We start from the raw sequence: 21,770 nt of genomic DNA on the forward strand, positions 1-21,770 counted from the left end.
TATTAGTGTGGCTACAACTGCCTAACACGATACAAATAAACTAATACTAAATATGCGAGGAATGGCTTTAGGTGTATTTTTGCTGTTAAGCCTGTGAGTTTTATGCTTTATAATGAGTACAAGGTACTCATTATTAAAAATAAACACTATTCTCAGAGCGTTAAACTTAGCATGGTTGTTTTATTAATTTAATGGGGTATGTTTTAGAGGAGTTCCACTGGCCAACATACAAGTTATCGTCTTGATCTACGCAAATACAATGCACGTGATTAAAAATGTCCCCGTTACTTTGCATCGGTTGTAGTTCAGCGTTTATGTACTGGGGTTGCGGTGCTCCTAAATTAGCTATGAGCGTGTTATTTTTATCAAATATACTAATAAAGCCAGAGTCGTCAGCATTTTTATTGTCAATATGCGACCAGCAAACAGGTGCATAAAATAGTTCGCCTTTGAACACGGGACCGCCAATATATGCCCCATTAGCGCTAATTCTATCAAGGTACTTACCATCAAACGAAAATACTTTTAAACATTGCTCAAAACGAGAGCTTACTATTAATGTGGGATTTGATGGATCGCGTAAGTCTACTTCAATACCGTGGGTGTTGTGTAAATTGTAATTTTCGTCATCATTATGGTGACCGCCCCAATGGTTTATATAGCGGCCTTGTTTATCATAATGCAGTAAAAAGTCGCTACCATAACCGTCGGTTACGTATAAGTCCCCATTGGGGGCAATGGCAATATCAGTAGGGCGAAAAGGTTGCTCGGGTTTATAAGCACCGCACGTTTGTGGATGGCCAATACTGTAAATCAGTTTGCCATCTAAGGTCATTTTGGAAATAAAGCCAGCCTGTGGAATGACATTGTTAGTAGGGCTATCCCATTGCTCTGTGCTGTGACCATCCCAGTGGCGATTAACAATCCAGCCACTATCTACAACGTATAAAAATTCTTGCTCGCCTTCTTTTACAATTTTTATAGCGTGTCCACCAGGAAAAGAGCTTCCAAAAGCGTCAAGTAATTCACCGTTTTGGCTATAAACTAAAATATTATTAGTCGTGTTATCGGTGATCATAAATATTCTCCCTTGTGAGTCCATCACCATCGCATGACAATTTTCTATAGGGTATTTATTTGGGTTTAACTTCCCCCAGTGGGCGTCTATTTTGTATTTAAATTGACCTTGGCCAATTATTTTCCCGTGCGGGTCTTCGTCATTTTTAGGAGTAGCGTGAGGTATAAGGTGTTTTTGCTCTGAGGTTAACATACAGAATTTTCCATATAAAAAAACCAGCTTATGCATTGGGCTATAATGCATAAGCTGGTTTAGGCTAGAAGGTTACTTTAAGTGCGTTCTTTTGCTTTAAAATTTAAAATAGCATCATCGTTAACGCGATTTAAAGGGTAATAAACAGCTTCGTTTTCTTTAAATGGTTGGTTGCTAATCGCATTGTAAGCACTGATCATTGACCAGCGAGGTTCTGCAGCACGGTTTTGATTTGATTTATGCAGTAAATTACAGTGGAAAAACAGTACATCACCTGGTTCAAGTTCTACATTGATAAGTTCATGGTACTTCATTGCTTCTTCTACAAACTCTAAACAGGCGCCTTTTTGGTCACCCGTTTTACTGTGATCTAATCGTCCCAAATGATGTGAGCCTTTAAGTACTTGCAAGCAACCATTTTCTTGCGTCGCTTTATTAATGGCGACCATACAGCTAATTGATTTTGGATAAAGCATGTAGTTATCACGATGCCAGTAGCCAAAATCTTGATGCCATTCCCAGGCGCCACCTACAAATGGTTCTTTCATCATAATTTTAGTGCTGGTGTGGTACACCTCTTCGCCAATAAGTGTTTCGCATACTTCAATTAAACGACGACCGCGAGAAAACATACTGTATAAATCGTCGCCTGTTTTTTGCCATAAACAGACTTTACTTACAGCGCCGTCGGCGTCTTTTTTGTCCCATGCTCGCTCATAGAGTGTATCGTCATTAAAAGCAGTTTGTTGTAATAGCTCAATTTCATCAGCGCTGTAGTAATTTTTGACAATAATATAACCATCACGGTGAAAATCAGCTATTTGTTGTGGTGTTAAATAAGTGTGTGACATAAATATATTTCCATTTTCTCTTACAGTTGTATATTGTTAACAATGATTGCTCGGTTAAGCATTTAGGTCAAGCGTAATTTATATAAAAATATAGAATTCATATATGAATGGGTTTTGTTTTATTAAGTTATTGATTTTAAATTATTATTGAAAATTTCAAACTAAAAAAAAGTTTTAAATTTATATATAAACAAACGTATTGTTTATCAATTTTAAAAGGCATAAATAAGTACAAATGAACGATAAATCAAAAACTAAATATGCAGTTCCTGCTTTAGATAAGGGGTTGGATATATTAGAATTTTTAGCAAAAAATAAAAGGCCTTGTACACAAAGTGAGATAGCGGCTGGTATTTTAAAAACACCTAACGAAGTCTATAGAGTACTTGTTGGGCTTGAAAAGCGCGGTTATCTAATTCGCTCTGAAACCTCTGGTCGATATCATTTGTCATTAAAGTTGTATAATTTATCGCGAAGTATTTCACCAATGGATAATGTACTAAAATCGGCCTTGCCACATATGGAAGATCTAGCTGTAAATATTGAACAGTCATGTCATCTAAGTATGCTTTATCAAAGCCAAGCTATGGTGGTAGTGCAAGCGCGTAGCAAAAGCCCTATGCATTTGAGTATTGCAGAGGGGGCTTTATTTCCACTTAGTAGCTCAAGCGCGGGTAAACTGCTTTTAGCCAACAGTAATGACGAAGTGCGGCAAATGCTTATCGAACACGATGAAATTTACAGTGCTAGTAAAGACGCCTATAAAGCATTATTAAATGAGCTAAACACAATCAAAGTGCAAGGGCACATAATGCAAAGCAATCCACTTATCGCCGGAGTACACGATTTTAGTGTCTTAATTGGCAAGCCTAATGCAAATTTAATAGCTGCATTGACCATTTCTTCTTTTGACTCAACCCTAAACACTCACGCTAATAAACACAGTGTAATTAGCGAGCTTAAAAATACCGCCAAAAAAATAACCTCGTTATTAGAGCGCTAATACCAACTGGCGCTTTTGTAGGAAGCAACCCGCTCAACAATCATGCATAAGTCTCAGTACTTTACTGCTTGCTTACAATATCGAATAAAAAACCAACGCTAACTGTAAAATAAATGGTCAATTTGTTTGACTTAGTTAGTTAAACTAATTTATTGTAAAGTTAATTGTTAACAATATTATGGTAACAATAAGCATCCCGTAAATAATCCGTCAACGATTACACGTAATAAACACAATATTTAGGTGCAAAAATGACTAACACACAATTTAAATTAAATGCGATTTGCGCAGCAATGCTGATAACTTCTCCTGTAAGTTATGCCGCACAGGAAAACGAGACAACTGTACAAAGTGATGTTGAAGTTATCCAAGTAACTGGTATTAGAAGCGCATTAAGTAAATCTGCGTCAATAAAACAAGACTCATCGGGCGTGGTAGATGCTATTTCAGCTGAAGATATTGGTAAGTTACCAGATACTAACCTAGCTGAATCGCTGCAACGTATTAGTGGTGTATCAATCGACCGTGCAAACAATGAAGGCAACCAAGTTAGTGTCCGTGGTTTTGGTCCAGGTTTTAACCTTGTTACCTTAAATGGCCGCCAAATGCCTAACTCTTCTGTATTGCAAGAAGCGGGGGTTTCGCGCAGCTTTAACTTTAGAGAAATAGCAGCAGAAAGTGTATCGGGTGTGTCTGTTTATAAAACAGGTAAAGCGAATATAGCCTCTGGAGGGATTGGCGCAACCATTAATATAAATACAGCAAAGCCGTTTGATTTTGATGGCTTTAAAGCCTTTGCTAATGCAAAAGGAATATTAGATACCAGCTCTGAAGATTCTAATTTAACACCTGAAATTTCGGGAATGGTTAGCCAAACATTTGCAGACGATACATTTGGTGTTTTACTTGCGCTGTCGCATTCAGAGCGAGAAAGTGGCCGAGAGCGCGTAGGTACATCGCAAGGCTGGGTACGTAATCGCGCTAACCCCACAGGAGTAGATAGCAGTGCAATTGATACAACAGCTAATCCAACTGGTACTTATTGGGTACCTTGGACGCCAGAAATGGAGCGATTTGAAACTAAGCGCGAGCGTCAAAATGCGCAGCTGGTTTTACAGTATGCTCCAAGTGATAACTTAACGGCTACGCTTGATTACACTTTATCGCGCTTTGAAGAAACTAGTAACACAAATAAAATGGCATTTTGGTTCGATAATCCAACCGGTACAACTGATGCCAACGGTACGTTAGTTGATATTAAAAATGCAAATGATGAGTTGAATTTTTGGGCGTGGGAACTCTACGAAAAAAAAGAAAATGATTCACTAGGCCTTAACTTAGCGTGGCAAGCCAGCGATTCATTGAAACTTACGTTTGACGCTCATAACTCTACATCGCACTCAAACCCTGATGGAGATACTGCCGAAACGATTGCTAACTTAAAAAATGTACCGGGTTCTGTTAAATCAATTGGTGCTAACTTTTCGGGTGATATTCCGAGTATTACTGTCGATGACTCTACATTGCCAGGCGGTGCATACGATCCTGCTAATATCGTATCTGATTTATATCAGCGCCGTGGCTATGAAATGAAAAATACCATTAAGCAGTATCATGCAAGTGGACAATGGGAGAATTTGAAGAGTGGGGCACTCAGCGCTATTAATTTTGGTGTAATGTATACCGATTACCAAATTGATACTTATCTTTCTGAGCAGTTTTCATTTGTCGATATTCCCCTAGACAACCTAGGGCTAACCTTTGATGAACAAGGTGACTTTGCTGATGAGTTTTCAGGTTCGGATCAGCTATTTCCATTTATTCCACGTTACAGTGCCAACGATTTTGTAGATATTGTCAGAGATGAAGGATTATTTATTGAGCCAAATATTTCTACAAATGGGGTTGAGGAGCAAACGCTCGCGATATATGTATCATTTGATCTTAAAACCGAATTTAACGATATTCCAATTGATATGAATGTCGGTGTGCGCTACGAAGACACCGATGTAACAGGTTATTCAGTCAAGCCTGGGGTTGTTGCTTTTAACTATCGTCATGCTGAAGAACTTCGCCCTGTATTTGCTGCAACAGCAACACCGCAGGAGCTTGAAGGTGGTTATACACGTATATTACCAAACTTTGATATAAGCGCCGACTTAGATGACGGCTTTAAAACTCGTTTTTCATATAGTCGTACATTAGCCCGTGCAGGTATTGGTGGTATGTTCCCATCAACTACCATTAATGCCCGTCCTGAAGGACCGTTTAATGCATCGCAAGGTAACCCTAACTTATTGCCAATTACGTCAGATAACTTTGATTTTTCAGTTGAGTGGTATGGAGACGACGGAAGCTATGCATCGGTTGGTTACTTTAAAAAGTTTGTTGAAAACTTCATTGGTGCAGGCGTAGTGCAAGGTACGCTAAATGATGTAAATGGCGAGCCGTTACGCGATCCAAGTGTTAACCCCCGCCCTGGTTGTCCTGATAGTTCAGATACACCTAACCCAGCATGTTTAAGCCAAGCGTCAGACCCGATTGTTAAATTTGATATTGCAACGCCAGATAATCTTCAAAATCGTGAAGTAGATGGTTGGGAATTAAATGCGCAGTACATGGTGCCTGATACAGGCTTTGGCGTCGTTGCTAATTATACGATAGTTAATAGCGATGAATCGTTTAAACCGTATGATTTTGACCAAACAATTGCACTAGCAGGACTAAGCGACTCAGGCAATTTGGTCGGCTTTTACGAAAACGATGATTACCAAGTTCGTTTAGCCTATAACTGGCGCGATGATTTCTTACTGTCTTTGGGAACTGAGCCTACATTTACAGAGGCGTACGGTCAGCTAGATTTTAGTTTTAATTACACTATTAACGACACCTTGGGTGTTAGCTTTGATGCACTTAATTTAACTAATGAAACAACACGCCGCCATGGTCGTTTTGCAGAGCAATTAGTATCTGCTGAGCAATATGGTCCGCGCTTTAGCATTGGCTTAAGTGCTAAATGGTAAATGATAAGTTAGTTTTTGACAAATAATACAAAACGACAGCTCAGCGCTGTCGTTTTTGCCTTTTAACTAACGAGGTTGCTATGAACGATGATATTAAATCAATAGTAATAGTTGGCGGTGGAACAGCAGGATGGCTAAGTGCAGGAATAATTGCAGCTTATTTACAAAAGCATCACAGTAAAAAAATAAATATTACGCTGTTAGAGTCATCTGATATTCCAACAGTGGGAGTAGGTGAGGGGACGTGGCCTACTATGCGAAGAACCCTTAAAGATATGGGAATACGTGAGAGTGAGTTTATTCAAAAGTGTAATGTGTCGTTTAAACAAGGCGCCAAGTTTGCCAAATGGATTACAGGTGAAGAAGACGACTATTACTATCACCCGCTTGAACTACCAACAGGGATGTATGAACATAACTTAGCTACTAGTTGGCTAACTAAAAACGAGCCAAAACTTCCTTTTGCCCAGTATGTAAGTGCGCAGCAATCAATATGCGAAAGCGGATTAGCTCCCAAACAAATCACCACACCCGAATTTAGTGCAATAGCAAATTATGCTTATCACTTGGATGCAGGCTTATTCGCTACATTCTTAAAAAACCACTGCATTAATAATCTTAAAGTTAAACACATTGTAGGCACTGTCGTCGGTATAAACAATTGCACAAATGGCGATATTAAAAGCGTTAGCCTTAATAATAAAATAGAGATAGCTGGGGATCTATTTATTGATTGCAGTGGCTTTAAATCGTTATTACTAGGTGAGAACTTAGGGGTGGGGTTTAAATCTTGTAAAGATGTATTATTTGCTGATAGTGCGCTAGCCATACACATGCCATACAAAGATGACGAACCAATATGCTCGCATACTTTATCTACAGCACAAACATCTGGCTGGATTTGGGATATAGGGTTACAAACACGCCGTGGAGTAGGGCATGTGTACTCTAGTAAACACATTAGTGATGAAGATGCTAAGCAGCAATTATTTGATTACTTAAATATTAATAAAGATCAGCAAAGCGAATACAAAGTTAAAAAGCTTAGTTTCGAACCAGGACATCGTGAAAAATTTTGGCATAAAAACTGTGTCGCAGTAGGCCTCTCAGCTGGTTTTTTGGAGCCACTGGAAGCCTCTGCTTTATTATTGGTAGAAATATCAGCCAATTTTGTTGCCCAGCAATTTCCGGCCAATAGGCATGTAATGAATATAACAGCGCAGCGTTTTAACCGCACATTTAGTTATCGGTGGGAGCGAATAATCGACTTTTTAAAGTTGCATTATATGTTGAGTAAACGAACCGACAGCCCATTTTGGCAAGCACATTGTAGCCAAAATACTATTCCACAAAGCTTAAAAGATAACTTATCACTTTGGGAATTTCATACACCAAGCGATAACCACTTTGATCATTCACAAGAAGTGTTTCCAGCAGCAAGCTATCAATATGTGATGTATGGCATGGGGTTTACAGGCTCAAGCGAACTGTATGGCAACTCAGAAAGTTATTTTAAAAAGGCCATTGCGCTTGTTAATAACAACCAGCAAGTCACCCAAAAATTACTTAATAAATTACCTACAAATAAAGAATTATTAGTGCAAATTAATCAATTTGGTATGCAGCAAATATAGTTAAAACATAAGAGCGACACACTATGACAAACTCAGTATTACTCGATAAAAATACACATAAGTACACTCGCATTAAAACTGAGCGAGGTGCACAGTACGGTGAGGCAATAAACTACATTCCGGTTGTTGCCGATGAGCTTTCTCAACTTGCATTAGACTACCCAGTCTATTTTATGAAAAATAATCAGACTGGGCAATTTGAGCTGTTTGCTTTAACCGGTTTTGATGAGGGACAAAATCTATTTTTACAAAAGGATATCTGGCAAGCTACTTACGTGCCATTACACATTCAGCGACAACCATTTAAGCTAGGCGTAGGTAATAGGCTTTCAAATAATAGTGAGCAAACCCAGTTAGCCGTTACAATTAACGAGCAGCACCCAAGAGTAAGTAATAGCGAAGGGGTACAATTATTTGATGAAAATTCAGAGCCAACTGCTTATCTAACTAATGTGAGTGAGCAGCTAATTAAGCTTATGAACGGCGGCGAACGCACAACCGCGTTTATTAATACCTTACTAAAACACGATTTAATTGAAGCAGTGCAGCTAAACATCACTAAACCAAATGGCAAAACACAAGGCTACAATGGCTTGTATTCTATTGCCGCAGATACACTACAACAACTATCTGCAGAAACACTAAACGTTCTGCACTCAATGGGTTACATACAAGCTTGTCATCTAATTCTATGTTCGAGCGGGCATGTTCAAAAATTAGTAAAATGGTTACACGATTTAAAATAAGTTTTTTATTAATTAGCGTTACTTACACCCACTGATTGTTCGTGTGAATTAGTTAATGCTCATAGCTATGAAATAAGGAATGAACTACAACTCGAGACTATTATGTGTTCACTTCTTAGGTTTTGGAGTTCGATTATTTGCCTTGGTTTTGGTATCATTTAACTTATCGGCTTGTATCGCAATGGGAAATGTCTAGCCAGTAAACATTGATGATTAAGAGAATGGACATGCTCGAACAAATAGAACAATGGATTGATGCAACAAATATTAAATATAAAACCCAAAGAATTAGCTGTGAAAAATTTGCCAGTGAGTTTGCAGGGTTTTATCCTGTCGAATTTTTAAAAAATGCCTTTTACGTTATTGTCGATGAAATACCCAAACCTAACTTTCCTTTTTTGCGTGAAATGGGGCTAGGCGATTTTATTGACATGGATGCGGCTGGTACTACATACAAAAACACTTACTACATGCTTCCTTACGTGGCTGATAATTTAGCTGTGCATTTTCATGAACTTGTTCACGTAGCCCAATGGAGTGAACTTGGGGCCGAGGCTTTTATGTTGCGTTACATAACCGAAATTCAGCAGGTTGGTTATGATGCTGCACCACTTGAAGTCATGGCGTACGGTCTTGATAAGCACTTTACAAATAATGGCAAGAAAATAAACGTGCCTGAACACGTGGTTCAAGCGTTGTAGTCAATTAACATTTTCAAAGGATTGCATATGACACGCTTTACTGTTTTTTTACTGAGCTTACTTAGTGTAAATGCCTATGCGGCATCGTTTGATGACGATATTGTGGCTGCGTTACTTGAAAGAACAACACATAACGTTACCTACGATGGGTCTTATCGCTCTATTGCTTATCCGGGTGGCGATGTGCCCGCTAATGTAGGAGTGTGTACCGATGTAGTTATTCGATCATATCGACTTTTAGGTATTGATTTGCAAAAGCTTGTGCATGAGGACATGTTAAAAAGCTTTGAGCTATATCCCTCTAAGCGTATTTGGGGTTTAACCAAACCGGATAAAAATATAGACCACCGCCGTGTGCCAAACTTACAGGCTTACTTTAAAAATCATGGCCAAGTGCTCGCTAAATCAAGTAACGTGAACGACTATAAAACGGGTGACATTGTAACGTGGATGCTGCCAGGTAATTTGCCGCACATTGGGATGGTTGTGAATGAGTTAGCAAAAGACACAGGGAATCCATTAATTGTTCATAATATTGGTCGAGGACCTGAAAAAAGCGACATGCTTTTCGATTTTAAAATTACGGGGCATTACCGTTTCGTCCCACAAGAATATAAATAATCAGATTATAAGTATGAGTTCTCTCATTTATTGATATGCAGTATAAAGAAAAAGGATTTTGAACGTGAATACAAAAACCGATTCAAAAGAGGCTAACCCAAAAGAGGTTAATCTTAAACAAAGTAAACTCGCTCCCAAAATAGCGAGCTTATTTATGAGTATTGTTTTTTCAGCCATAGGAACGGGCTTGTTTGGTTTGGTTGCAAGCTTATTTGGCAACGTAAATGTAACCGAAAAAACAGTTGGCAGTGTGTGGATTTTACTGACCACGTTTTTTGTTATTTTAAATGTATTTGGTGTCATTATTTGGCACAAGCCAAAGTGGTTAATTACTGCTATAAATAATGTGCTTAGATTTGCTAAAGAGCGTAAAACAGCATTTTTTAGCGCCGTGCTAATGCTGATATTAATTATAGCAGGCTATTGTTTTTTTCTTTCCTTACCACAGCCAATTAGTTACAAAGCAACTCACTCTACACCTGCTGTTACCACTTTATCTGATGTTTTAAACCCTGAACCGCTTTATATTGATTTTACTCCCGCTTTAGATGATGTAGAGAACACGGATGCAGTGTCTTACTCTGTGGCCAAGCTTGCGCTTGTTGGTAAAGTGATCCCCAAAGGTATTAAAGTCACGCCAGAGCTCATTGGACAGTGGTCTTGGAATAGTGAAAGCCAGCTTAAATTTATCCCAAAACAAGATTGGTCAGCAGGGCAAGAATATACAGTACGTTTTGATTCGTCTATTTTTAAAAGCGATATACACCTAAGCGATAATGAGCATGTATTTAAAACTCCCAACTTTGAACTAACGCTTAGCTCGCTCGCTTTTTATCAAGACCCTAACGTTAAAAAAAGTCACAAGGTGGTTGCAACATTAAAAGCGACTCACCCAACAGATATAAGCACCATAAAAAATAATTTAAAGCTGACTCAATCACTTGATCAAGATGGCAAGAACGAACTCGCGCAATATAAATTTGATGTTACTTACGACAAACATCAACGAGAGATTTACATTACTTCAGAGCAAATACGTATTCAAGATACCGAAAGCTATCTGTATTTTGTGCTTAATAGCGGTGTAAAGCCGGTTATGGGTCCTTCTAAAACAACAGTAGAGATTAAAGACGCTGTGTTGATCCCAAGTGTAAATAGCTTTTTTAGAGTAAATACTGCCAATGTGTTGATGGTAAAAAATACGCAAGGGGAGCCCGAACAAACACTTGTTTTAGACTTCACAGACGATATTTCATCGCAAGATGTGATTAGTAAAACGATTGCTTACGTATTACCGACTAAAGATTCAAAAGGTAATTATAAGTACTTCGGTAGTCCACGAGAGGTTACTGATGCAGTGCTTAAGCAATCTCAAAAAGTTAAGTTAAATGCGATTCCTACCGCGCAAGATACAACTAAGTTACACAGTTTTACGTTTGACGCCCCTCAAAACCAGCAAGTTTATATCGCGATTGATAAGGGATTAAAGTCGACGGGTGAATTTACAATGGTGAATAAATACGACACTATTTTAGATACGCCGGCGTATCCGACACAAGTAAATATTATGTCTAAAGGGTCTATATTATCAAAAAATGGTGACCATAAATTGTCATTTTTGACCCGTGGTGTAAACGCACTTCAAGTTAAAGTAGGTAGGGTAGAAGCCAATCAAATTAACCACCTTATAAGTCAAACCAGTGGTGATATTTCTAATCCAGAATTTAATAATTATTACTTTACAGAAGAAAACATAAGTTCAATTTTTACCAGACAAGTTAATTTAAAATCGGAGCACCCTAAAAAAGCGGTCTATTCATCTATTGATTTGAGTAGTAAGTATAATGAGTCAGTTGGTTTAGGCTTATTTTTTATAAATGCTCAAGCGTTAAATACAAAAGATAATTACGTATATGGACCCCAAGAAAAACGACTTATCCTTATTACTGATTTAGGTATTTTGGTAAAAAATAATGCAGATGGATCTCGCGATATATTTGTCCAATCTATTGAAACAGGAAAACCGGTAGCAAAAGCGAAGGTGTCGTTATTGGGTAAAAACGGATTAGTTATTTTAAATACTAAAACAGATTCTGAGGGGCACGCATTTTTCGACAACACAACGTGGTTTACTGATGATCAAACTCCCGTTGCTTTTGTAGTAGAAACTAAAAGTGACATGTCTTTTATTCCTTATAATCGCTATGCCCGAATGGTTAACTACTCTCGGTTTGATACCGGCGGTGTAAGTTCGGGGCTCAGTGGCAGTAATAAAATAGATGCGTTTGTTTTTTCTGACCGTGGAATTTATCGACCAGGGGATAGCGTTAAACTTGCCACGATTGTTAAGCAACAAAACTTTGCAAAACTGGGCGATATACCGCTTGAACTTATAATTACCGATCCTAAAGGGGCAACTGTTTATAATAAACGTGTGAGTTTGGATAAGTATGGGTTGCTTGATTTTGACTTTAAAACACAAAGTAGCGCCAACACAGGAACGTATTATGTATCGGTGCAACTTATTAAAAATAATAATAGCCGTGACCAATTAGGCAGTACTGAGTTTAAAGTTGAAGAGTTTGTGCCCGATAGATTGAAAATCAGCAGTCAATTTTCTCAGTCATCTGCAAAGGGGTGGGTAAACAGCTCAAAATTTAAAGCATTGGTGAGCCTTCAAAATTTATTTGGTACACCTGCTCAAAATAGACGTGTTACCGCTGATTTACGTTTATCGCCAGCTGGTTTTTACTTTAATGAATACAAAGACTATGTGTTTTCTGATCCCCACAGTGAAGGCAAAAATATTAGACACAGTATTGAATCATTAACCGAAACCAAAACTGATGAACAAGGCAAGGCAGAGTTTGATATTGACTTAACCCGCTATGAGGCAGGTACTTATCAGTTAAATTTTGCAGTACAAGGGTATGAAGAAGGCGGTGGTAAAAGTGTTCGTGCAAGCAGCTCGGTGCTTGTTTCACCCGTTGAGCAATTAGTTGGTTATAAAGCCGATGGCGATTTAAGCTACATATCAAAAGAGTCAAAACGTGTTGTAAAATTTATTAATATTAATTCAGAAACTGAGCTAGTTGCTCGTGATGATTTATCGCTAAATTTAATAGAACAACAATATGTATCTACGTTGGTGCAACAAAATAACGGCACTTATAAGTACCAATCGGTTAGAAAAAACAAACAGGTATCAAGCAACCCGTTTTACATTAAAGAAGATGGCGCAGACTACGAATTACCCACTGCTGAGCCAGGTGATTACTTAGTAGAACTCGTTGATGGCGAAGGAAATACCGTCAGTAGAGTATCGTTTACGGTAACCGGTACGGGTAACTTAGCGGGTAAGCTTGAAAAAAATGCTGAACTGCAAGTGCAATTAAATAAACCGGATTATAAACCTGGCGAAACAATTGAAATAAGTATTGTAGCGCCTTATGTTGGCTCGGGTTTAATTACAATTGAAACCAATAAAGTACACGCATTTAAATGGTTTGAGAGTAAAACAACAAGTAGCATACAAACAATAACGCTACCTAAAGGAATAGAAGGCAATGCGTATGTTAATGTTTCATTTGTTCGAAGCCTTGAATCGAAAGAAATATTCACAAGCCCACTGAGCTACGCAGTTAAACCATTTGCGATTGATCGTAGTAAACGTGCAATAGATTTTGACGTAAACATACCTGATAAAGTAAAACCAGGTGACGATTTAGTCATTTCATATAGTGCTAAATCACCGTCACGTGTTCTTTTATTTGCTGTAGATGAAGGTATTTTACAAGTGGCGAATTATCGGACGCCAAAGCCGTTAAATCACTTCTTACAAAAACGTGCTTTAGAAGTTAGCACTATGCAAATTGTTGATCTTATTTTACCTGAATTTAAACTAGTGCAAGAGCTTGCTGCCGCCGGTGGTGGTTATGCTGAATCAATGGCAATGAACCGCAAGAGCAAGCAACTTAACCCGTTTTCTCGTAAGGTACAAAAACCAGTCGCATTTTGGTCTGGTATTTTATCGGCTGATGCTAAAACGAAAAAGCATACGTTCACTATTCCAGATACTTTTGCAGGTCAGGTACGTGTAATTGCTATTGCCGTAAATGACGAGGGTGTTGGTGTTAAAGAAAGTACAACACTTGTAAAAGGGCCTTTTGTATTAAGCCCTAATGTATTAACGACAGCGGCACCAGGCGATGAGTTTGATATTGTACTTGGTATTGCCAATGGCGTTGAGGATTCAGGTAAACAACTGCCAATTACGGTAGAAGCGCTTGCTTCAAGCAACATTGAAATAATAAGTGATAAAAAATTAACGCTAAATATTGATGAAAAATCAGAAGACACATTAACGTTTAGAGTGAAAGTGCTTGATAAGCTTGGCGCTGCATCAATTACATTTACTGCGCTGTCGGGTGACAATGTTAGCCAACGCACGGCAACGTTAAGTGTGCGCCCTGCGGTTGCATTTTTTAGTAGCTTTGAAAGTGGCTTTAGTGAATCAGGTAAAAAAGAAATAGCGGTCTCGAGACAGCTATATCCTAACTTATCACAAAATAATATTACCGCTTCACAAAGCCCGTTAGCGCTTGTTGATGGTCTTATTAGTTATTTAGATAACTTTCCTCATATGTGTACCGAGCAAGTGGTGAGTAGTGTGTTTCCGGTGCTGAGTTATTTAGAACACCCAAGTTATATGGGCGATGTATCTTATAAACATGAGCGTATAAACAACTTAATAGACACCCTTCGTCAACGTCAATTACCTAATGGCAGATTTATGTTATGGCCGGGTAATTCTAGTGCATCTATTTATTCTTCTCTTTATGTTATGCATTTTTTATTAGATGCAAAAGAAGCGGGCGTAGCAATACCTTATGATATGTGGAGCAGTGGTTTTGAAGGTGTGCGCAGTATAGCGAACGGATCTTTAGAGACGAATGACAGAAACCGCGCTTATGCTATTTATTTGCTAACACGACAAGGTGAGGTGACAACTAATTACTTATCTGATTTAGAAAAAAGCGTAAATGCGAGTAATAGCAAAGTATGGCAGCAAGATATAACGTCCGCGTTTATGGGCGCAACTTATCAGCTATTACGTGCAAGCGATAAAGCGCAAGCACTGATCAATAGCTATAAAATTGGGCAAAATACGCAACACGATAATTGGGGCGCTTACGACTCACGTTTAGCTCACGACGGACAGTATATTTATTTGTTATCAAAACATTTTCCGGTTCGCTTAAAGCAGTTAACTAAAGATGATTTGTTTACTGTAGTTGACCCTATTTTTAAAGGAGACTACAACACGTTGTCGTCTGCTTGGTCGGTACTTGCTATGACGGCATATTCAAAAGTTGCGTTATCACAAGCCCAGCCTGAAGATGTAAAAATAATGGCAACAACGACAAAGGCAGATAAAAAGGCATTAGACGTAACTTATGCACCTTATCCTAAAGCCTCGTTTTTAAATGACGTTAAAACGCTTGATGTATTAGCGCCACCTCGCTCATTTTACATGATGAGCCAAGCTGGTTTTGATACAAACGTGCCACAAAAGTCATTAAGTAATGGTTTAGAAGTTGTCAGAGAATACCAAGACGATAAAGGTAATATTGTAACCACCGCTGTTCAAGGTCAAGAGCTAAACGTTGTATTACGAGTGCGTAGTACAACGGGTAAAAATATTTCGGATGTTGCTGTTATTGATTTGCTACCTGGTGGCTTTGAAGTGCTCAGAGACAGCGTTCGCAATAGCTATAACCGCTGGACCTCTGACTATAAAGATATACGAGAGGATCGCGTTATATTGTATGGCAGCTTTGGCGATAGCATGACTGAGCTGACTTACAAAGTTAAGGCTACTGCATCTGGCAGCTTTGTAGTGCCATCGGCTTATGCTGAATCTATGTATGATTTAAGTATTAAAGCGCACTCAAAATCGGGTCGTTTTGATGTTACCGCCGCTAAATAAAAAGTTTAGTTTTATAATAAAAACGGCTTTTTTTACAACAGCACTGCTTGCAGTGCTGTTGTATTTATTTACTCCAAAGCCTGATATTACCCAGCCTAATGCTTACTCAACGGCTTTTTACGATAGCAGTGGTAAATTACTTCGTTTAAATTTAGCCGCAGACGATAGATATAGATTATGGACGCCAATAGATAAAATCCCTTTGAGCGTTCAACAAGCGACTTTATTGTATGAAGACCAAGACTTTTATGAGCATACTGGTGTCGATTTTATTGCTTTAATAAATGCGTTTTATACTAGCTATATTAAAAGAAGTCACCGAGTTGGTGCCTCAACAATAACAATGCAAGTAGCCCGGTTGCACTTTGGGATGAACACGCATGTTATTTTTGGAAAAGTAGAACAAATACTTCGAGCGTTACAAATTGAGCGACACTACAGTAAAAACCAAATACTCGAGGCGTATTTTAATTTAGCGCCTTATGGATCAAATATTGAAGGTGTTGGTGCAGCCAGTTTAATTTACTTTAAGAAACCAGCCATTGATCTTAATTTACCTGAGTCATTATTACTTAGCTTAATTCCGCAAAACCCAACCAAACGAAATCCCATTAAAAAGTCGGCTAAATTGGTATTGCTAGAAACAAGAAAAAAACTGTTTACTCGTTGGCTTGAAAAATATCCAGAGGATAAACATTGGCTAGCAGCTATGCAATTACCGATAAAGGTATATGCCTCTTCAGACTTACCTTTTGAAGCCCCACATTTTATTAATAATTTACAAAGCGAGTACCCGCACCTAAAGCCGGGAGAATATAAAACGTCGATAGACCTTAATTTACAAAACTTACTTCAGCGCCATGCAAAAAATTATATTAATCGTAGGCAAAGAGACGGGCTTAGTAATACGTCTGCTATTTTACTAAATTATAAAACTATGGAAGTAGTTGCTGAATTAGGCTCTGTGGATTTTTTTAATAATGACATTAGCGGTCAAGTAAATGGTGTAAGAGCTAAACGGTCGCCAGGTTCAACCCTTAAACCATTTATTTATGCGCTTGCTATAGACGAAGGGTTAATTCATCCATTAACGCTTGTAAAAGATGCCCCCAAACGCTTTGGAGGATATACACCAGAGAACTACGATCAACAGTTTTTAGGCCCTATATCAGCTACTGAATCGCTCGTGTTGAGCCGTAATGTGCCTGCCGTTAATTTGATGTATCGCTTACAAAAAGTGGGGTTATACGATTTACTCGTTGCTGCCGATGTTAAAAAGCTTCAGCCTAAAGAGTTTTATGGTTTAGCGCTTGCGCTGGGCGGCAGTGAAGTAACGATGCTAGAGCTCGTTAAGTTATACGCCATGTTAGCTAATTTAGGGGTGTATAAGGATGAAGTTATATTAAAAAAAGACGCCGCTGTTATTAACCAAAACAACCCAAACAGCCCAAACAACCCAAACAAACATATCAAGCAACTCATCAGCCCAGAGGCAGCCTACCTGACTTTACAAATGCTAAGTAAAAATAGTGCAGTTGATGAGATCTCATTTCAAAAAGAAAGAAGGCAATCATATCCTGTATATTGGAAAACCGGTACTTCATTTGCTTTTCGTGATGCATGGTCAGTAGGTATTGTTGGCCCGTATGTTTTAGCTACATGGGTTGGTAATTTTTCAGGAGAAGGGCACCCATCTTTTATTGGGCGACAAGCAGCCGCGCCTTTATTTTTTGAAATAATACGTTCATTAGATAGTTACGGCTTAATCAAAGGCAATATAAAACCAGGTGGTTTAAATATTACAGAAGTAGATATTTGTTCAACAACAGGTGATTTACCTAATGTGCATTGCCCTAAAACAGAAAAAGGGCTTTTTATCCCAGGTAAGTCGCCAATTAAAGTGTCCGATGTACATCGTGAAATTTATATTGATAAAGCGTCGGGATTACGTGCTTGTCAGTATGATGAATTTACAACGACAAAAGCAGTTTATGAATTTTGGCCATCTGACTTAGTCAGATTATTTAAGCAAGCAGGCATTGTTAAACGCCAGCCTCCACCTTATTTAGATTCATGCTTAATTAATAACACGAGTACACAAGGCTCAGCACCGACTATTACATCTCCGAGTAACTTAATTAGCTACACGATAAGAGCCAGTAAATTAAAGCAAGAAAGCCTGCCTTTTAGTGCAACCACAGATACAGATTCACGTATTTTATACTGGTTTGTAGATAACAGTTTTGTAGGTAAAGTAGAGCGAGATACGCCTTTTTTCTGGCACCCGCAAGTAGGCGAATTTGACGTAAGAGTGGTTGATAATTTAGGGCGTAGCGCATCAGTTTCAATGCGTGTAAAGCTCGTTCAGTGATATTGAGTGTTCATGCATTTAATGTAATAAATAAAGGGTAGTTTTTTATAACTGAAATTTATATAAACGAGAGCGATTTACTCTTTCTTACCTACATGGATGTGGATGATGGTAAGGGCGTGAGCTGGACGCGGAGCTTTTGCTCGGTAGCCCACTAGACTACAAATCTCGGGCCGCGATTAAATCGGCTCCTAGATTGAAAAAATTTCAATCTACAAAGATCAACACGCCCTTATGACTTCATAGCCGCTAGTTCACATAGCGGAGTATCAAAATGACTTCGAAAGTACGTTACTTAATATTATGTTTTACTGCTTTAACTGCTGCGGCGCTATCTTGTGCTTTTAGTGCTTCTAGAATAGCGCGGTGCTCGTTTACACATTCAGAACTTGAAGTAATTCGCTTATAGTTTAAGCGCATACGCATTACGTACGGATACCAAATATTAACAAGTTCTTCGCCACCAGCTTGGTATATTAAATACTGATGAAACGAAATATCAATTTTAGTTACTTCGGTATAATCTTCTCTATCGAGCGCGTCTTCTAAAGATGCTAAAATGCCTTCTAGTTCAGCAATGTTTTGATCAGTTAAATTACCGTTTAATTCAGTGATTGCGTACTCTTCAATACTACGGCGAAGTTTTATCATTAAGCGTTGTAATTTAGGCTCTAAAACACTATTTACAGACGCACCACAGTTATTGCGAGAAATAAGTAAACCTTCTTTTGTAAGCTGTAATATAACATCGCGAATAGGGCCGCGAGAAAGACCAAATCGCTCTGCCAGCTCTTTTTCATTTAACTTAGTTTGTGGTGGCATTTCACCAGAGATTATATCTGAGCGTAATTGCTCAGCTATTTGATCTTTTACAGATAAAATTTTAGTTGCTCTGTTACCAGCCATATTTATTCCTAAATTTGATTAACTTTATCTGACCCTAACATTAATTAATAAGCTTTGTTAATTTAGTCAAGATCATGTACTTATCTCAGTGTATATAAAAAAAGTGGAATGGTCTATTGTCAACACATTACAATAGACCAATAAATGTACAATTAATGGCTGTATTTACGATTATTTTTTAAAACGTCGTTCATACATAGACTCATTCATTGCTTTAGCTGCTTCAACCATTTCAGTATAGGGGCGATCTGTAACGCTAATAAAGCCAACATTATAGTTTTCGCCATCGTAGGCTCTACCAGTAATTGGCGAGTCGATATATTGAAACCAATGTGCGCCAATAAAGTAAGGGTTGTCGATGACTGAGTTCATGTAATCTGTATACATTTTTGCTCTGTCTTGCTGGTTAGCTGCATGTATTAACCCAGGGTGAAACAAACCCGAGTCAGATGCGCCAATATGAAATTCGCCAATAATTGCTGGTTTATCAAATTGTGATAAAAATGCCCATTTATCTTCTCTTAAGCCTTCTTTGTATGCATTAAAGCTTATTACATCTACATACTTAGCAGATGCTTTAACCACTTCGATTGGCATGCCCCAATCCGGAAAACGTGCACCTAAATACATATGATTTGGCAGGTATTTATCCATAGCAGCATCTACAACACTAAAATACTTGTCGGCATAGGCTGTAAGTAAAATAGCAAAATCACTCAGTTGTTCTTCATTTTTTATATCAACCGTTACACCTTTGTCAAACTCAACCCATGAGGCTAAGTTTAAGTGCCATACCTTATTAAGTTTAGCGACATCAGTATATTTTTCTTTCATTAAGCGAGAAAATTCAGCTTTAGTAGGCACTGTTTTAGCATCACGGCCTAAGGTATTAATAACAATACCATAATGGCTTTTAACGGAATCAGGGCGGCCAAAGCTTTTTTCGTTATCAATAAATACGCCTACTGCCCAAGGCGAATTTTTAACTTCTTTTGCAACAACACTAACGGTTTCGTTAGCACGCACTGTAAATTCAGGGTCGAATACATCCGGCATGGCTCCCCAAAAATCGCTTCCGCTTGATACGGTTTTAAAATCACCTATAATCCAACCATTGGCAAAGTAGGGCACTTTTTGATTATCGTAATAACTCGGATCAGTCCAATTACCCAGTGAGCTAAAGCCCCATGTGATCATTCTATCAAGAGTCACTTCTCGCCATTTTTGCATATAATCTGTATTATTTTGTCCGTACTTACGCTCTAAATTAGCTGCATAAAAGCTATATGTTTCGCCGTGTTCTAACGGACCCGAATGCGCACTTTTACGATAGCCAAAATGTTTACCTAGAGGCTCATTATAATCAGGTAGCCATTCAAATAAATTTTTACGCACTTGTGACGCTACAAAGCGGCTTTTAAGCGCTTCTTTATTTACTTGGTTTAACCCTTTTGAATCCTCAGGTGTTACCCCTGCATCCGCTGGTTTTGCCAATAATGCTTGATCAAAATCGTAACCAGTTAGTGTGGTTGAGTTTGCAAGACGAATGATATCAATACCGGTTGCAAGGTATAAATAGCCATCAGGGTCGACTAATGACCATTTATCATTATATTTAGCCGTTCTAAAATAACCAGTAGCTTCTAATTTTGGACCTTCTGCCCAGCCACCAAAGCGTGAGCGATTAGTAGGGCGTTTAGAAAGTAACTGTGCTGCTTCTTGTTTTTTGTCGCTCAATAGCTCGGCTTCTGAATGTACCTTCCCTGAAAATTCTTGTTTGGCATTTTGGCCAAATTCATCAACAATTTTGGTTAAAAAAGCAGTATTAAATTGAGGGTTTTTACGAAGTGAAATAGATTTTATTGCCAGCTCTTTGTCATGCAATGTACTTTGCACGCTAATTGCTATTTTAGCGATGCCTTTTAAGTTAAGATTTTTTTTACCCCACATAGAAATAAACTGTACCTCATCAGACTCCCACGTATCGGGGTTTGAACGAAGTCCTGAGGTAAAGTTAAGTTCTACATTTTCTTTGCCATCGGGCGTTGCAAGGTCGTGGCCGTCAAGTTTTGCGTAATACGTGTTGTATCCACCTACTGGCACATTAACGCTACGCGTATAGTTAGCACCGTCAATATCGGAGATATCTAAATAAATTTGTACAGAGTGTGTTCCTGGGTTTGCCAATTCAAAGGCAAGATTAAAATCACTAAATTCACTCCAATCCCAAGGTTTTTCCGGTGAAAAAACAATACTGGCGTACGAATTTTTCTTAGATTGAAATGTCACATCTAATACAGAGTTTTCTGCCTTTACAGTGGCTGCATTACTTTTGTATTGAACTGGGGTTAGCTGTGTGTGTGCAGCATCAGCAAATAAATACATTAATGTATCTGCTGAATTAACCTCTGTAGGCTCATTGGTTGGTTTTTCAACCTTGATTTCTTGTTGGTTACAGGCACTTAGCGCAAGCAAGAGCGATGTGAGTAGTATGTTCTTTTTATATTTCATTGCTGTTCAACCTTTAATTACAATTTAACATACCATACAACAAAAAAACAAAATTGAATATTGTTGACAATGTGCAATTTGTGTTTTTGTGTGTCATTTATAATAAACTTTTGATTTTGTTTAACTAATTTTTAATGTTAATTG

Annotated in this window: 12 protein-coding genes; 8 read left to right on the forward strand and 4 right to left on the reverse strand. The window is 38.2% G+C overall.

Annotated elements, in window-relative coordinates:
- Nucleotides 1-166 precede the first annotated feature (166 nt).
- Nucleotides 167-1,270, reverse strand: coding sequence for a 6-bladed beta-propeller (locus I6F66_RS02060; RefSeq protein ID WP_197208588.1), 1,104 nt, complete (start codon nt 1,268-1,270; stop codon nt 167-169).
- Between the two features lie 77 nt (nt 1,271-1,347).
- The gene (locus I6F66_RS02065) at nt 1,348-2,121 is read right to left on the reverse strand and encodes a phytanoyl-CoA dioxygenase family protein (protein ID WP_007378079.1); all 774 of its coding nucleotides are present in this window, start codon (nt 2,119-2,121) and stop codon (nt 1,348-1,350) included.
- A 235-nt stretch (nt 2,122-2,356) separates the two neighbouring features.
- Here I6F66_RS02065 and I6F66_RS02070 point away from each other — a divergent pair, with 235 nt between their 5' ends.
- From I6F66_RS02070 to pbpC, 8 genes are all read left to right on the forward strand, one after another.
- Nucleotides 2,357-3,124, forward strand: a complete 768-nt coding sequence (locus I6F66_RS02070; protein ID WP_165727465.1) for an IclR family transcriptional regulator — start codon at nt 2,357-2,359, stop codon at nt 3,122-3,124.
- A gap of 251 nt (nt 3,125-3,375) precedes the next feature.
- Nucleotides 3,376-6,147: a TonB-dependent receptor gene (locus tag I6F66_RS02075; RefSeq protein ID WP_197208590.1), complete on the forward strand. Its 2,772-nt coding sequence runs from the start codon at nt 3,376-3,378 to the stop codon at nt 6,145-6,147.
- An 80-nt stretch (nt 6,148-6,227) separates the two neighbouring features.
- Complete coding sequence (locus I6F66_RS02080; RefSeq protein WP_197208592.1) at nt 6,228-7,781, forward strand: tryptophan halogenase family protein; 1,554 nt, start codon at nt 6,228-6,230, stop codon at nt 7,779-7,781.
- A 23-nt stretch (nt 7,782-7,804) separates the two neighbouring features.
- Nucleotides 7,805-8,527: a SapC family protein gene (locus tag I6F66_RS02085; protein ID WP_197208594.1), complete on the forward strand. Its 723-nt coding sequence runs from the start codon at nt 7,805-7,807 to the stop codon at nt 8,525-8,527.
- Nucleotides 8,528-8,748: 221 nt separating this feature from the next.
- Entirely contained in the window at nt 8,749-9,228 is a 480-nt protein-coding gene (locus I6F66_RS02090) for a hypothetical protein (RefSeq protein ID WP_197208664.1), read from the forward strand.
- Nucleotides 9,229-9,255: 27 nt separating this feature from the next.
- Nucleotides 9,256-9,849 carry a DUF1287 domain-containing protein gene (locus I6F66_RS02095; protein WP_007586160.1) on the forward strand — a complete coding sequence of 198 codons (594 nt, stop codon included), beginning with the start codon at nt 9,256-9,258 and terminating at the stop codon, nt 9,847-9,849.
- 64 nt (nt 9,850-9,913) lie between these two features.
- A complete protein-coding gene (locus tag I6F66_RS02100) occupies nt 9,914-15,838 on the forward strand; it encodes an alpha-2-macroglobulin (protein ID WP_197208595.1) in 5,925 nt (1,974 codons plus the stop codon).
- Nucleotides 15,819-18,209 carry a penicillin-binding protein 1C gene (pbpC, locus tag I6F66_RS02105; protein WP_197208597.1) on the forward strand — a complete coding sequence of 797 codons (2,391 nt, stop codon included), beginning with the start codon at nt 15,819-15,821 and terminating at the stop codon, nt 18,207-18,209. The genes I6F66_RS02100 and pbpC overlap by 20 nt, the downstream gene beginning before the upstream one ends.
- Before the next feature lie 291 nt (nt 18,210-18,500).
- On the opposite strand, the gene I6F66_RS02110 is transcribed toward pbpC, so the two are convergent.
- Both I6F66_RS02110 and I6F66_RS02115 read right to left on the reverse strand, forming a co-directional pair.
- Complete coding sequence (locus I6F66_RS02110; protein ID WP_149605600.1) at nt 18,501-19,115, reverse strand: GntR family transcriptional regulator; 615 nt, start codon at nt 19,113-19,115, stop codon at nt 18,501-18,503.
- 171 nt (nt 19,116-19,286) lie between these two features.
- Nucleotides 19,287-21,626 carry an agarase gene (locus I6F66_RS02115; protein ID WP_197208599.1) on the reverse strand — a complete coding sequence of 780 codons (2,340 nt, stop codon included), beginning with the start codon at nt 21,624-21,626 and terminating at the stop codon, nt 19,287-19,289.
- Nucleotides 21,627-21,770 lie beyond the last annotated feature (144 nt).

Source organism: Pseudoalteromonas sp. NZS100_1, from assembly GCF_015864285.1.
Lineage (GTDB): Bacteria > Pseudomonadota > Gammaproteobacteria > Enterobacterales > Alteromonadaceae > Pseudoalteromonas > Pseudoalteromonas arctica.